Origin of the sequence: Qipengyuania pelagi (assembly GCF_009827295.1) — a bacterium.
Classification (GTDB): Bacteria; Pseudomonadota; Alphaproteobacteria; order Sphingomonadales; family Sphingomonadaceae; genus Qipengyuania; species Qipengyuania pelagi.
In genome coordinates this window covers 266751-280737 of the sequence record NZ_WTYD01000002.1, presented here as the reverse complement: position 1 = coordinate 280737, position 13987 = coordinate 266751, and the positions used below count along the sequence as shown (strand labels likewise).

12 protein-coding genes are annotated in these 13987 nt (G+C 65.7%); 6 read left to right on the top strand and 6 right to left on the bottom strand.

Annotated features, from left to right (window positions below):
- The first annotated feature begins 57 nt into the window (after positions 1–57).
- Genes GRI47_RS12125 through GRI47_RS12100 form a run of 6 tightly spaced genes read left to right on the top strand, consistent with a single transcriptional unit; the run spans position 58 to position 6705 of the window.
- Positions 58–1773, top strand: coding sequence for a M23 family metallopeptidase (locus GRI47_RS12125; protein ID WP_160661638.1), 1716 nt, complete (start codon positions 58–60; stop codon positions 1771–1773).
- A 51-nt stretch (positions 1774–1824) separates the two neighbouring features.
- On the top strand, positions 1825–2820 hold the full coding sequence (gene hemB, locus GRI47_RS12120) for a porphobilinogen synthase (RefSeq protein ID WP_160661864.1): 996 nt from the start codon (positions 1825–1827) through the stop codon (positions 2818–2820).
- On the top strand, positions 2813–3370 hold the full coding sequence (locus tag GRI47_RS12115) for a GNAT family N-acetyltransferase (protein WP_160661637.1): 558 nt from the start codon (positions 2813–2815) through the stop codon (positions 3368–3370). Before hemB ends, GRI47_RS12115 begins: the two co-directional genes overlap by 8 nt.
- The gene (locus GRI47_RS12110; RefSeq protein WP_160661636.1) at positions 3363–3920 is read left to right on the top strand and encodes a GNAT family N-acetyltransferase; all 558 of its coding nucleotides are present in this window, start codon (positions 3363–3365) and stop codon (positions 3918–3920) included. Before GRI47_RS12115 ends, GRI47_RS12110 begins: the two co-directional genes overlap by 8 nt.
- Positions 3902–6142 carry a fused MFS/spermidine synthase gene (locus tag GRI47_RS12105; RefSeq protein ID WP_237452785.1) on the top strand — a complete coding sequence of 747 codons (2241 nt, stop codon included), beginning with the start codon at positions 3902–3904 and terminating at the stop codon, positions 6140–6142. The genes GRI47_RS12110 and GRI47_RS12105 overlap by 19 nt, the downstream gene beginning before the upstream one ends.
- Complete coding sequence (locus GRI47_RS12100) at positions 6139–6705, top strand: gamma carbonic anhydrase family protein (protein WP_160661635.1); 567 nt, start codon at positions 6139–6141, stop codon at positions 6703–6705. Before GRI47_RS12105 ends, GRI47_RS12100 begins: the two co-directional genes overlap by 4 nt.
- Here the strand turns inward: GRI47_RS12100 and rhuM are convergent, their stop codons facing one another.
- The 6 genes from rhuM to GRI47_RS12070 form a co-directional block, all read right to left on the bottom strand.
- Positions 6706–7725 (bottom strand): RhuM family protein, encoded by a 1020-nt coding sequence (gene rhuM / locus GRI47_RS12095; RefSeq protein WP_160661634.1) that lies wholly within the window; start codon positions 7723–7725, stop codon positions 6706–6708.
- Between the two features lie 104 nt (positions 7726–7829).
- Positions 7830–8480, bottom strand: coding sequence for a YoaK family protein (locus tag GRI47_RS12090; RefSeq protein WP_160661633.1), 651 nt, complete (start codon positions 8478–8480; stop codon positions 7830–7832).
- Between the two features lie 20 nt (positions 8481–8500).
- Positions 8501–10108, bottom strand: coding sequence for a cisplatin damage response ATP-dependent DNA ligase (locus tag GRI47_RS12085; protein WP_160661632.1), 1608 nt, complete (start codon positions 10106–10108; stop codon positions 8501–8503).
- Between the two features lie 204 nt (positions 10109–10312).
- On the bottom strand, positions 10313–11344 hold the full coding sequence (locus tag GRI47_RS12080; RefSeq protein WP_160661631.1) for a ligase-associated DNA damage response exonuclease: 1032 nt from the start codon (positions 11342–11344) through the stop codon (positions 10313–10315).
- Positions 11345–11490: 146 nt separating this feature from the next.
- A complete protein-coding gene (locus GRI47_RS12075) occupies positions 11491–12993 on the bottom strand; it encodes an ABC transporter permease (RefSeq protein ID WP_160661630.1) in 1503 nt (500 codons plus the stop codon).
- Positions 12990–13931, bottom strand: coding sequence for an ABC transporter ATP-binding protein (locus tag GRI47_RS12070; protein WP_160661629.1), 942 nt, complete (start codon positions 13929–13931; stop codon positions 12990–12992). Before GRI47_RS12070 ends, GRI47_RS12075 begins: the two co-directional genes overlap by 4 nt.
- Between the last annotated feature and the right edge of the window lie 56 nt (positions 13932–13987).

Sequence of the window (13987 nt, the reverse complement as noted above, 5' to 3'; positions counted from 1 at the left end):
CGCCGCTGACGCGGAGCCCTTCGCCGCGAATTAAACCGGGCTTAACTTTGAAATGGCATGGAAATCGGCCAGAGGCGCCGCGCTTTCGGGCGAGGTGCCGCAGGCTGGGCCACAGATGTGGCGGAGGGACGATTGTTCAGAACGCGGGAGGACGATGCGCCGACGCTCGGCGGCGAGAGCGGGTGCGGGGGCAGGCGCCTGCCCGCCGCGGCCCTCGCGCACGACCAGATCGCGCCGTCCGCGCCCTCCGTCCCGCTTCGCAAGACACCTCATTGGCGCGATCGCCTGTCGCAGCGCCTTTCGTCGTTGGACCTCGCGCCCGATCTCGGGCGGGGGATCGGCAGCCCGCGCTGGCTGCGCGGTGTGGGCACTCTGATCGGATTGTCCTCCGCCGCGATCGCCTTCTGGCCCGCCTTCGGACCGCTCGAGGCGGCACCGGTGCGCCTGACCGAAGCCGAGCGCGATTCCTATCGAAGCCAGACGATCACGCCGCTGGCCCTCGGCGCCGATACCGGCAGCCGCATGGGCGCGACGGCGCTGGTCCGCCCGCTTGCCGCCGCGCCCGAACGCCCGCGCATCGAACTGGTCGCGACCCTAGCGGCAGGGGACAGTTTCGAACGGATGCTGCGGCGTGCGGGCGTCGGCGCGGGCGATGCGCAGCGCATCGTCACATTGGTCGGCGGAGCCATGCCACTGTCGGATATCGAAGCGGGCACGCAGGTCGATATCGTCCTCGGGCGGCGCAGCGGCGCGGACAGTCCGCGCCCGCTCGAAGAATTGCGCTTCCGCGCGCGCTTCGATCTCGAACTCGCCGTGGGGCGGACGGACGGCAATGCGCTTGCTCTCAGCCGCGAGGCGATCCGGGTCGACGATACGCCGCTGCGCATTCGCGGTACGATCGGATCGAGCCTCTATCGCTCGGCCCGCGCGGCGGGCGCTCCGGCGAGCGCGGTGCAGGCCTATCTCAAGGCGCTGGGCGAGCAGATCGACGTGACTAGCGATCTTGCCGCGAACGACACATTCGACATCATCCTTGCGCACCGCCGCGCCGCCACGGGCGAGCGGCAGGCGGGGCAATTGCTCTATGCGGGAATCGAGCGGGGCGACAAACCGCGCGTCCAGCTGATGCGCTGGGGGAACGCCAATAACGGGGCCAATAACGGTGAGGGCCGCTTCTTCGAAGCGAGCGGCGTGGGCGAACAGCGCAGCGGCCTCGTCGCTCCCGTGCCGGGGCCGATGAGTTCCAGCTTCGGTATGCGGCGTCATCCGATACTCGGCTATAAACGGATGCATTCGGGCGTCGATTTCCGTGCCCGCAGCGGCACGCCGATCGTGGCGGTCACCGATGGCCAGGTGACAGGCGCGGGCCGGATGGGCGGATGCGGCCAGGCGGTACGTCTGCGCCACGGTGGCGGCATGGACACCCGCTATTGCCATATGAGCCGGATCGCGGTGAGCGCGGGCCAGAGCGTAAGGCGCGGGCAGGTGATCGGCTATGTCGGCTCGACCGGCCTTTCGACCGGGCCGCATCTCCACTACGAGATGTATCGCAGCGGTCGCGCCATCGACCCGGCAAGCGTGCGCTTCGTCACCCGCGCGCAACTGACCGGGGCGGAGCTCGCGCGGTTCCGCGAGACGCTGGCGAAACTGAAGACAGTCGGACCCGGCGCCGCGCTTGCCGCGCTGGAGCCGACCGCGACCGAGCGCGCCGCCGCAGCTCCGGTGCGCGAGATCGACCGGCTGGAAGCGCCCAAGCCCGTTCAGGCGCCCTGAAGCTTCCACCGCGATTGCGGCCCCGCCGCTATTTTGGCAGAGCGCACGGCCATGATCGGCAGCTATCCCAACACCCGCCTCCGCCGCGCCCGCGCCCATGCCTGGAGCCGCGCGATGCACCGCGAAACCGCGCTGACCCCGGCGGATCTGATCTGGCCGCTCTTCGTCACCTCGGGCAGCGGGATCGAAGAGCCCATAAAAAGCCTGCCCGGCGTCTCGCGCTGGTCGGTGGACGGGATCGTGACGCGCGCCAAGGAAGCGGTGGATCTCGGCATCCCTTGTATCGCCCTGTTCCCCAACACGCCGTCCGATCAGCGCAGCGAGGATGGCGCGGCGGCCTACGATCCCGACAATCTGATGTGCCGCGCGATCAAGGCGGTGCGCGATGCCTGCGGGAGCGATGTCGGCATCCTCACCGATGTGGCGCTCGACCCCTATACCAGCCACGGTCAGGACGGCTTGCTCGACGGACAGGGCTACGTGACGAATGACGACACGGTCGCGGTGCTCGTCGACCAGGCGCTGAATCAGGCGGAGGCGGGCGCGGATATCGTCGCCCCGTCGGACATGATGGATGGGCGCGTGCGCGCGATCCGCATGGCGCTGGAGATGGGCGGTCACCCGAATGTCCAGATCATGAGCTATGCCGCCAAATACGCCAGCGCCTTTTACGGCCCGTTCCGCGACGCGGTCGGCTCGGGCGGGCTGCTCAAGGGCGACAAGAAAAGCTACCAGATGGACCCGGCGAACGGCGACGAGGCGCTGCGCGAGGTCGCGCTCGACATCCAGGAAGGTGCGGACAGCGTGATGGTGAAGCCGGGCCTCGCCTATCTCGACATCATCTGGCGCGTGAAGGAGCGGTTCGACGTTCCCGTCTTCGCCTATCAGGTCAGCGGCGAATACGCGCTGATCGAAGCGGGCGTGGCGGCGGGCGTGGGGGATCGCGACGCGCTCGTCATGGAGAAGCTGACCGCCTTCAAGCGCGCGGGCTGCACGGGCGTGCTGACCTATTACGCGGCCCATGCGGCGCGGCTGCTGCATGGCTGAGTTCTTTCACGAGACCGAGCGGCTGATCCTGCGTGACTGGCGCGAGGGGGACTGGGCCCCTTTCTGGACCGGGACCAACACGCCCGCCGTGATGCGCTGGCTGGGCGGAGTCGCGGACGAAGCCAAGCGCGCGGCGGTCAAGGATCGCCTGCTCGGCTATCGTGCGCATCACGGCCATACGTTCTGGGTGGTGGAGCGCAAGGATGACGGCGCGCTGCTCGGCTTTTGCGGCTTGAAACGCACCAACCAGAAAGGCGGCCCGCTCGGCGCGATGGAAGTGGGCTGGCGGTTGCGCGAGGACGCCTGGGGTCAGGGCTATGCCAGGGAGGCCGCCAGCGCCTCGCTCGATCTCGCGTTCGACCGTTTCGGGGCGGAGGAGGTCGTGGCGCTGACGGTGACCGGCAATCGGGCGAGCTGGGGCCTGATGGAACGCCTCGGGATGCAGCGGCGCGAGGATCTCGATTTCGACAACAGCGAATTCGATGCCGAGACCGGGCGGATCATCGTCTATTCGATCGCGAAGAGCGCCTGGCAGAAACCGGATGCCTGACATCGTGCTCGAGACCGAGCGACTGGTCCTGCGCACGATCGGGGAAGGGGATGCCGAAACGCAGTTCCGCGTCCTCAACACGCCTGCGGTCATGCGGCATCTGGGCGGGCCGCTCGAACTGGCCGATATCGAGGCCAAGCACGCCAAGACGATGCAATTGCACGCCCGCGAAGGCTTTTCCTTCCTGTTCGGAATCGAGAAGGCGAGCGGCGATCTGATCGGGCATTGCGGGTTGAAGCGCGTCGATAGCGAGAATGCGAAGAACCCCGGCGACATGGAGATCGGCTGGCTGGTGCGCGAGGATCGCTGGCGTCAGGGCTTCGCGCGCGAAATGGTGGAGGCGGTGCTCGAATGGGCATTCACGCGCCACGCGGCGCCGCATGTCGTCGCGCTGACGAGCGAGGCCAATGTCCCGAGCTTGAGCCTGATGGAGCGGATCGGAATGCGCCGCCGCATGGATCTCGATTTCGACGATCCGCGTTTCCCGCCCGAGGACAATCCGACCATCCTCTACAGTCTTTCGCACGGGGAATGGCGGAACCGCGCATGATCGCCCGCCCGCTTTTCGTCGCGACCGTGCTGGCGGGCAGTTTCCTGCTGTTCCTCGTTCAGCCTCTGGTCGCGCGCATGGCGCTCCCGCAACTGGGCGGCGCCCCCGCGGTCTGGAACAGCGCGATGCTGGTCTATCAGGCGCTGCTGCTGGCCGGATACACCTATGCCCATGCGATCGCGCGTCTGCCGCTGAAGCGACAGGCTCTGATCCATCTCGCGGTTCTCGCGCTGGCGGGGCTGACGCTGCCCATCGCGCTCGCCGATCTCGCACCGCCCGCGTCGCAAGGTTTTGAGGCGCTGTGGGTGCCGCTCCTGTTCGTCCTGACCATCGGCCCGGTTTTCTTCGCCGTGTCGGCCCAGGCGCCGCTGATGCAGCGCTGGTATGCGGCGGACCCCGATGCGGGCGATCCCTATTGGCTCTATGCCGCGTCCAATCTGGGGAGCTTCGCCGGATTGCTCGCCTATCCACTGTTCCTCGAACCGAACCTGCCGCTGGGATCGCAGAGCTGGGTGTGGAGCGCGGGCTATGTGCTGCTCATCGGGCTGGTCGCGGCGGCGGCCTGGATGCGGCGCGATGCGCCCGTGGGTGACGAGTCAGTGATTTCTGACAGCGAGGCCGAACCGATCGGCTGGCGCCGCATCGCGCTGTGGCTCGCGCTGTCCGCCGTCCCTTCGGGCCTGATGCTGTCGACGACGACGCATCTCACCACCGATATCGTCGCGATGCCGCTTTTGTGGGTGATCCCGCTTGGCCTCTATCTGTTGAGCTTCGTCTTCGCCTTCAACGAGCGCAGCGCGCTGGGTTATACGCTCGCCCGCGTGGCGCCGGTCGTGGTCTTGCTGGCGGGGGGCATGGCGATGGTGAGCCAGAACGCGGCCAGCCTCTCGATCGGCTTCGCCACCGTGCTGATGCTGTTCGTGCTGGCGACCGCGCTGCACCGCCGCCTCTATTTCGAACGACCGAGCCCGCGCCGCCTGACCCTGTTCTATCTCGTCATGAGCGCGGGCGGCGCGCTGGGCGGTGCGTTCACCGCATTGGTGGCGCCGCTGGTCTTCGACTGGGTGTGGGAGCATCCCATACTCGTCCTCGCGGGTGCCGCCCTGTTGCCCGACCGGCCCCTGGTCGCCTGGATGGAGCGGCTGGGACTGACCGGGCCGCAAAGGAAAATCGCGGTCGCCGCGCTGCTGATCGCGGCGGCGGGCATCGCAGTCCTCATCAACCGCTGGGTGATCGCGCAGGACGATACGCTCGTTCTGACGGGCATGATCGCGGTGGCGCTGTGCGGCGTCCTCCTGCTGGGGCACGGACGCGCCACGGTGCTGGTCCTCGCCGCGCTGATGCTGGGGCGCGGCGGCTATCAGACGCTGGCGACATCGCTCGAAGGATCGCGCGACCGCAGCTATTTCGGCATCTACACGATCCGCGACTTGCCGGAAGAGGGCAAGCGCTCGCTCGTCAGCGGGACGACTTTGCACGGGCTCCAGTTCACCGCGCCCGACCGCCGCCGCCGACCGACGACCTATTACGGCCCCGATTCGGGCGTCGGCGCGGCGCTCGCCGAATTGCCCGATATTGCCGGACCCTCCGCGCGCGTCGGCGTGGTCGGGCTGGGGGTGGGCACGCTCGCCTGCTATCGCCAGCCGGGGCAGAAATGGGATTTCTTCGAGATCGACCGCACCGTCCTGTCCTATTCGCGCGACGAGACCTTCACCTTCCTTTCCGATTGCGCGCCGGACGCCACGATCCATCTGGGCGATGCGCGCATCATGCTGGATCGCTATCGCGACAGTATGAGCGCAAACAATCGCTTCGATGCACTCGTGATCGACGCCTTCAGTTCGGACGCGATACCCCTCCATCTCGTCACCGACGAAGCCTTCGGCATTTATCGCCGCACGTTGGCGGAGGATGGCTTGCTGCTCGTGCATATCTCCAACCGCTTCATCGATCTCACCCCGATGATGGCGGCACTGGCCGAACGCAACGGGATGATCGCCGTGCTGCGATCGCATCAGGACCCGCCCTTCGCGGACGGGATATCGCCCTCGCTCTGGGTGGTGATGACGCGCGATCCAGCGGGCCTCGCCAAGCTTTTGTCCGCGCGGCCCGACCTTTCCTGGCACCGCCTGCCGCCGCCCGCCGAACGCGTATGGACCGACGATTTCGCCAGCATCCTGCCTTTCATCCAGTGGCAGAATGTGCTGGGTAGCGGGTCATGACCCTCGCAAGACCCGGCGTCCGCATCGTGCCCATCCACGGGAAGACACCCAGGATCCACGACAGCGCCTTCGTCTCGCCCGGCTGCACGCTGATCGGCGATATCGAGATCGGGGCGGACAGCTCGATCTGGTACAATTGCGTGCTGCGCGCCGATGTTTTCACGATCCGCATCGGGGAACGGACCAATGTGCAGGACGGCAGCATCCTCCATTGCGACCCTCCGCGTCCCGGCGATCCCGATGGCAGCCCGCTGGTGATCGGGGACGATGTGCTGATCGGCCATATGGCGATGGTCCATGGCTGCACGATCCACGATCGCGGTTTCGTCGGTCTGGGCGCCATCGCGATGAACAAGGCGGTGATCGGCAGCGACGCGATGCTGGCCGCTGGCGCCATGCTGACCGAGAACAAGGTCATGGGCGAGCGCGAATTATGGGCGGGCCGCCCGGCGAAGAAGCTACGCGATCTCGACGATGCGGCGGTCATGGGAATGCGCGCTGGCGTGATGCACTACACCCAGAACGCGAAGGACCACGCGGCGGCGATCTCCGACGCCCCCTAATTACGACCGTTTTGTCAGCGCTTTCTGCGCAGCTTTTATTTCCGCTATGGCCGCGTCCGCCTCTTCATGGCGCAGGCGTTTCTGTTCGGCCTTGAACTTTCCATATTCGCGTTCGGCGTGGCGCTTGGCTTCGGTCATTTTCACCCGCCCGCCGCTTCGCAGGAGGTTGCGTCCGAGGCTAAAGAGTTGGCTGTCCAGGAGCGAGGAAGCTTCCCGCATCGTATGGAGTCGACCGAGATCCATCTGATCTTCGAAGATATCTAGGAGAATGACCGTAAGGCGATTGAGTTCTCTGACCTCGCTCTCTCCGAGATAGTTCTTGGAAACGATGACATCGGATTTCCGAATATTCTCGTTAGGCCAATTGGTGAGCCCCATATTCGGTTCGGAAGCATCGGCCCTCAGCCGAAGTATCTCGGCAGGAGTGTTCGAGCAGACCGCGTGGACCAGCTTCGCTTGCGTGTGACGATAGAATTCTTGCCAGGTCGCGGATTGCTTGTCGTAGTCCTGGCACATGGTGCAAATCTGTCGAAGCTCTCTATAGACATTCGCTTCGTCTGACCGAATGTCCCGGATGATCTCCTTGAGTTCGGCAATCCGATCCCGGTTCTTGGGCGATTTGAGGCGTGGGGCATCGATCACGAAACCCTTGGTCGCAAACTGGACGAGCTTGTCGGTTGCCCATTTTCGGAACAGCGTCGCTTGCCGGGAGGCTACACGGTAACCGACCGAAATCACGACATCTAAGCTGTAGAGGGTCGCTGGCCTCCCGTGACTTCTGTGCAATTTTTGCACAGAAGTCTCCTCTTCGAGCTCACCTTCATCAAATATGTTACTGATATGTTTGGTTATTGTTGATCGATCCCGACCAAAAAGCTCTGCGATCTGAGCCTGCGTCATCCACAAGTTATCGCCCTCGTAATTGAGTTCGACGTGAGTCCCGGAGCCATCGCCGTAGATTAAGAAACGATCACCCGTTTCTTCGTCCTCGATCAAATGAACAGGTTCTTGATCCGGCATGGCATCCTACCTTTTGAACAGAGGAAGAACATACCGTCTGCGAACGGAGAAGCAACTGAGTGGGCTGATTTATCGTTGTAACGCCTCGAAGTCGCGCCGCGCGACTAAGCGGGGTGGGCTTGGCCTTTCTCGGTCCGCCAGGCGAGCACCAGCAGCAGCGCATTGGCACCGACCGCGACCGCGGGGCCGATCGCGCCGTCGAAGGTGTGCAGCCACGTTCCCAGCACCGCGCCCCCCAGCAGGCACAGCCATAGCGGCCCGTAACCCGGCTTGATCCGGTCATCGCGCTTCATCCAGCGCGCGGCGAAATTCTGCCCGATACGGACCAGCGCGCCGGTCATGTAGGTGACGCCCGCTGCGGAGCTGTCGTCGCGCAGGAAGACGTTGTTGACCACTCCCATCGCAAAACCCGCCGGGATCAGGAAACCCAGCGTACTGCCCAGCGCATAGGCCACGGCTGCCGCCGATATCAGCGCCAGCGAGGTCGCCAGCAGCAGCGTGCGCGGCCAGACCCGGCTGGTCCAGCCGATGGCCGCGCCCGCGCTCACCCCGCCGAGGAAGCAGGCGATCAGTCCGGCGGGGAGCAGCACCGACCCGATTCCGTCGAGCGCGTTCACGCCCAACTGGGTCGTATTGCCCGACATGAAGCTGACGAAATACCCGTTGGCGATCAGGAAGCCGGTTGCATCGAGCAGGCCGGCAAGGCCCGACAGGCCGAGCTGGAGCGCGCGAAGCGAAGGGCGGGTCTGCGGCATCGCCCCGCCAAAGCACTCCCTCAATCGCGGATCAAGGCCTTGAGCGCTTCGATCCTATCCGCTTCGTGCACCGGCTTGTCCCAGCGGATGCGGTGGATGCGGGGAAAACGCATGGCGAGGCCGGATTTGTGGCGCTTGCTTTCATGCACGCTGTCGAAGGCGACTTCGAAGACGAGCGATTTGTCGGTCTCGCGCACCGGGCCGAAGCGATTGACCGTGTTCTGGCGCACATGGCGGTCGAGCTTCTTCAACTCCTCGTCGGTGAAGCCAGAATAGGCCTTGCCGACGGGGAGCAGGTCCGCGCCCTTGTCGGGATCGCCGTCCCAGCATCCGAACGTGTAGTCGGAATAGAAGCTCGATCGTTTGCCGCTGCCGCGCTGGGCGTACATCAGCACGCAATCGACAAGGAGCGGATCGCGCTTCCACTTGTACCAATATCCCACGCGCCGCCCGGCGATATAGGGGCTGTCCTTGCGCTTCAGCATGAGGCCTTCGATCGCGTCGTCGCGGCTGCCTTCGCGGATCTGGGCAAGGTGTTCAAAGTCGCGTGCCTCGACCACGCGGGAGAGATCGAAATGCGTATCGGGCAGGCGCGCCATCAGCGCTTCCAGGCGTTTGCGCCGCTCGGTCCACGGCAGCGCGCGCAGATCCTCGCCGTCGATCAGCAGCGCATCGTAGAGCCGCACGAAGGCGGGCGCTTCGGCCAGCATCTTTTTCGACACGGTCTTGCGCCCCAGCCGTTGCTGCAAGGCGTTGAAGCTCGCCGCGCCGCCTTGCGTGACATCGTTGGCTTCACCCCCCTGATGCGACCCGCGCACCAGCAATTCGCCATCGAGCACGGCGGGGAAAGGCAACACGTCGAGCAGTTCAGGGAAAGTGGCCGAGATATCGTCGCCCGAGCGCGAGAACAACTTGGTCTCGTCCCCGGCGCGGACCAGCTGAACGCGAATGCCGTCCCATTTCCACTCCGCGACGTAATCGGCGAGGTCGACCACCGTCTCTTCGAGCGGATGAGCGAGCATGAAGGGGCGGAAGGTCGGCAGGTTCGCCATGTCGGGCGGCGCCTCGCCATGGGCGGCCCAGGCGAACAATTTGGGAAAGGGCGGGGTGAGGCCGTGCCAGTATTCCTCGACCTCTTCCACCGAGACGCCGAAGGCCTGCGCGAAGGCGGTCTTGGCAAGGCGGCTCGATACGCCGATCCGCATTCCCCCGGTGGCAAGCTTCAACAGCGCATAGCGCCCCGACGCGTCGAGCCGGTCGAGCAGGTTCGGCAAGTCGACGAACACGCTCTTGCGGTTCATCCCCTCGAGCAGCTCGACTGCTTCGCTGACGCTTGGAGGAGAGGGGGGGTGCTCGGGAGCGGGCCACAACAGGCTCGCCGTTTCAGCGGTATCGCCCACGAAATCACGGCTGAGCGTCCACAGGACCGGATCGACCCGGTCCTTGAGCAGGTTTCTAATCGTGGAGGATTTGACCGCGGGAAAGTCCAGCCCGTCGGACAGCGCAGCCAGCGCCCAGCCGCGATCGGGATCGGGCGTCGCGCGCAGATACTCCGCGATCAGCCGCAATTTCTCGTTGCGACTGCGCGTATAGACCAGCGCGTCGATCAGGGCGGCGAATTCCTCCATCAGCGCCGCGCTCGGCTGATTTCATGCGGAGATTTTGTCTGCGCCGCAGGCGCTTTCAGAAATATACGCTCACAGAGGCACAGAGGCACGGAGAATACTTGGTGCTTTCTCTGTCCCCCTGTGCCCCCGTGAGCGCCTAAACGACAGGTAGCGCCCGCGGCGCAGACAAAGTCCCTCCGCGTCTCCCTGTCTCCGCGCGAACCCTCAGTCATCCTCGTCCTCGTATCCGACCATGGCCAATGCCCGCGCCCGCCTTTGATGCAGCTGGCACCAGCGCAGCAGCGCATCCTCGCGCCCGTGGGTGATCCAGGTCTCGACCGGGTCGACCTCTTCGATGGTGCGCGTCAGCTCGCCCCAATCGGCGTGGTCGGAGATTATCAGCGGCAGTTCGACATTGCGCTGGCGGGCGCGCTGGCGAACGCGCATCCAGCCGCTCGCCATGGCGGTGATCGGATCGGGCAGGCGGCGGCTCCAGCGGTCGTTGAGCGCGCTTGGCGGCGAGACCACCACGCTGCCGCGCATCTCGTCCTTGGTATGATCCGCGACCAGCCGCAGCTCGCCGAGATCGACACCGTGTTCCTCGTATAAGCGGCACATCTTCTCCATCGCGCCGTGGAGATAGATCGGATCGTGATGCCCGGCGGCGCGCAGTTCGGCGATCACCCGCTGCGCCTTGCCCAGCGCATAGGCCCCGACGAGGACGCAGCGATCGGGATGGGCGGCCAGCCGGTCGAGCAGCTTCGCCATCTCCTCCGCGATCGGGGGGTGGGTGAACAGCGGCAGGCCGAAGGTCGCCTCGGTGATGAAGATGTCGCAGGGGACGACCTGGAATTGTGGACAGGTCGGATCGGCGCGACGCTTGTAATCGCCGGTGCACACGATCCGCTCGCCCGCGTGTTCCAAGAGGATCTGCGCGCTGCCGAGAACGTGGCCGGCGGGAAAATAGGTCGCCTGCACGTCGCCGGGCAGGGTGATCGTCTCGCCATATTCGACCGGGACGGCCTTGTGCGGAATCTCGCCCGCTTCGTCCTGCGCCCCGGTGCGATAGCGCAATTCCATGATCGCCAGCGTTTCGGGCGTGGCGACGGTCTGCCCATGCCCGCCGCGCGCGTGATCGGCATGGCCGTGGGTGACGAGCGCGCGTTCGACGGGGCGCGAAGGATCAACCCAGGCGTCCGCCGGAACGACATGAATGCCCCACGGTTCGGGCCTGATCCACGAGAAGGGGGCGGACATGCCCGATTCAAGCGCGGGGGCCCACAAGCGTTCCCGTCAGGAGGTTGCGCGCACGAGAAACGCGTTCCCGTCAGGAGGTTGCGCGCACGAGAAACGCGTTCCCGTCAGGAAGTTACGCGCTCAAACAACCCGTTCCCGTCAGGCGGTTACGCAGGCGTACGGCGAAACCGCTCGACGATCTTCTTGAGGCTCGGTTTCTGGCCGGTTGAGAGTAGGCTGGCGCGGAACAGGCGGCCGATCAGGACCAGTTCCAGCACGATCGTCGCAGCGAGCAGAATGCCCGATCCGACCATCTCCCACCATTCGATGCCCATGCCCAGCCGCGCCATGACGGTGAAGGGCGTCCATAACGGCACCCAGGTCAGAACCTGCACCATCCAGCCCGAATTGCCCGCCAGGATCGCCTGGATCAGGAAGGTGATCGGCAGCAGGATCAGGAGCAGCACCGGCATTAGATAACCCTGCGCCTCGCTCATCGAATCGACCATCGCACCGATCGCCACGAACAAAGCGGAGATCAGGATATAGCCCGCGATGAAGAAGAACAGGATCGCAGCGATGATGCCGGGGCTGGAGACCGGCTCCAGCGCAGGGCGGATCATGTCCGATATGGCGCCCTGCGTCGCATAGGCGGCCGCGCCCGCACACGCGCCCCAGACGAGGATCATCAGCAATCCGACGCTGAGCGAGCCGAGCAGCTTGCCATACATCAGATCCTCGGGCCGGATGCAGGCGAGGAGGGATTCGAGCAGCTTGTTCGACCGCTCCTCGACCGAACCCTGCAACATCCAGCTGCCCGACAGCATCAGGCTCATCATCAGGATATAGGCGAGCGCGAGCGGCACGATCGATCGCACCAGCAGCGTCTCGCGCGCGCCGCCGCCGGGGGGCGGAGTGTCGACCGCGATCACCGGGGCCGCGCTCTGCACTGCCGCCGCGTCGGCGCGCGAGACGCCCTGGCTGGCGAGCAGGCGCGCGCGAAGATCGCCCGTCAGGACTTCCTGCATGGTCGATACGAAGCTGCCGCGCGGCTGGTCGGCGGAGAACAGCTGGATGCGCGGGTCGGCGGGATAGCTCTCGCCGATCAGCACCACGATCTCGGGCGCGGTGTCGTCATCCGCGTCGAACAGCGCGCGCGCCGCCTCGCCGAACGCGTCGCCCTGAGCGCTCGCGAGTTCGGCCGGGGCAGGCTCGAAGCTGTAATCGGGCGCGTCGGGCTCGAATTCCGGCACGCCTTCCGGGCGCACCGCGTCGATCTTCGCGAGCGCCGCATCGAGCCCGCCGGCTGCTTCAAAGGCGGCGATATCGGCGCCGGTATACCAGCGATCATGCTGCGCCCAGGGGGCCTGGGGGTCGGCGGCTTCGAGATCGTAGCGCTGGACGTAGCGCGAGAGGTCGCGCAGCAGCCATTGCGCATCCTCGGCCGCGAAGCGCGCTTCGAGCGCATCGGCGGTCTGCCCGCCCGAGCGGTCCACCACGACGACCCGCGTCGGCTCGTCATCCTCCAGCGTCTCGGCGAAAAGGGGACCGATGGCGAGCGCCACGGGCAGGATCAGCAGCGTCAGCCAGAAGCTCTTCATCTTCAGGATCTGGCGAATCTCGCGCGCGGCGACGAGGAGGATGCCGTTCATCGAAGCGGCCCGGTTCATGCCGCGATCTCCTTTTCGGTGCGGGCCGGGGCGGGTTCCTCGCCCACCATCCTCACGAAGACGTCATGCAGGCTGGCCTGATGTTCGTCCCACCGGCGCAGCGCGATGCCGTGAGTGGTGCAATATTCGAGGATGTCGGCAGCGGGCACGCCCGGTTCGAGATGCAATGTCCAGTCGTGCCAGCCATCCTCGAGACCGTCGCCCGAAGCCGCCCGCGCGACGCCGGGAATGCGCGACAGATCCTCCTTCGCGCAGGCGACGAGCCGCGCAGGCAGGGCGGCGCGCGCCTCTTCCAGCGTGCCTTCGAAACGCTTGCTGCCCTTCTTCAGCAGCAGCAGCCGATCGCACAGCCGCTCCGCGTGCTGCATCACGTGAGTCGAAAAGATCACCGCCGCGCCGCGTTCGGATGCGCGCAGGATCTCGTTTTCGAGCAGGCCCTGATTGACCGGATCGAGGCCGGAGAACGGCTCGTCGAGCATCAGCAGTTCGGGATCGTTGACCAGCGACGTCGCTAGCTGGACCTTCTGGGCCATGCCCTTGGACATATCGCCGATATCGCTCTTGGCGCGGTCGGCCAGGTCGAAACGGGACAGCAATTCCATTCCGCGGCGGCGCGCTTCGGTCGAATCCATGCCCTTCAGCCGCCCGAAATAGACGATCGTGTCGATCGCGCTCATTCCGGCATAAAGGCCGCGTTCTTCGGGAAGGAAGCCGATCGCCTGCGCGTTGCGGCGGCCGGGCGCGCTGCCGAACACCTGGATGCTACCCGAGGTCGGGCGGATGATGTCGAGCACCATGCGCAGGGTCGTGGTCTTGCCCGCGCCGTTTCCGCCGAGAAAACCGAAAATTTCCCCCGGCGCGACCGAGAAGGACAGATCGTCCACCGCCAGAACGCCGTCGAAGCGTTTGACGAGATTCGAGACTTCCAGAACCGACATGCGCGCACCCCCAATTGCGTATCCGGGGCCTAAGACGGCAGCGCGTTCTCTGCAAC

What these genes read in the sequence shown, in the direction of transcription:
- GRI47_RS12070 (WP_160661629.1), bottom strand. Translation starts at nt 13,931, where the DNA reads ATGTCGGTTCTGGAAGTCTCGAATCTCGTCAAACGCTTCGACGGCGTT.
- GRI47_RS12105 (WP_237452785.1), top strand. Translation starts at nt 3,902, where the DNA reads ATGGCGGAACCGCGCATGATCGCCCGCCCGCTTTTCGTCGCGACCGTG.
- GRI47_RS12110 (WP_160661636.1), top strand. Translation starts at nt 3,363, where the DNA reads ATGCCTGACATCGTGCTCGAGACCGAGCGACTGGTCCTGCGCACGATC.
- GRI47_RS12075 (WP_160661630.1), bottom strand. Translation starts at nt 12,993, where the DNA reads ATGAACCGGGCCGCTTCGATGAACGGCATCCTCCTCGTCGCCGCGCGC.
- GRI47_RS12080 (WP_160661631.1), bottom strand. Translation starts at nt 11,344, where the DNA reads ATGTCCGCCCCCTTCTCGTGGATCAGGCCCGAACCGTGGGGCATTCAT.
- GRI47_RS12125 (WP_160661638.1), top strand. Translation starts at nt 58, where the DNA reads ATGGAAATCGGCCAGAGGCGCCGCGCTTTCGGGCGAGGTGCCGCAGGC.
- GRI47_RS12115 (WP_160661637.1), top strand. Translation starts at nt 2,813, where the DNA reads ATGGCTGAGTTCTTTCACGAGACCGAGCGGCTGATCCTGCGTGACTGG.
- hemB (WP_160661864.1), top strand. Translation starts at nt 1,825, where the DNA reads ATGATCGGCAGCTATCCCAACACCCGCCTCCGCCGCGCCCGCGCCCAT.
- GRI47_RS12090 (WP_160661633.1), bottom strand. Translation starts at nt 8,480, where the DNA reads ATGCCGCAGACCCGCCCTTCGCTTCGCGCGCTCCAGCTCGGCCTGTCG.
- rhuM (WP_160661634.1), bottom strand. Translation starts at nt 7,725, where the DNA reads ATGCCGGATCAAGAACCTGTTCATTTGATCGAGGACGAAGAAACGGGT.
- GRI47_RS12085 (WP_160661632.1), bottom strand. Translation starts at nt 10,108, where the DNA reads ATGGAGGAATTCGCCGCCCTGATCGACGCGCTGGTCTATACGCGCAGT.
- GRI47_RS12100 (WP_160661635.1), top strand. Translation starts at nt 6,139, where the DNA reads ATGACCCTCGCAAGACCCGGCGTCCGCATCGTGCCCATCCACGGGAAG.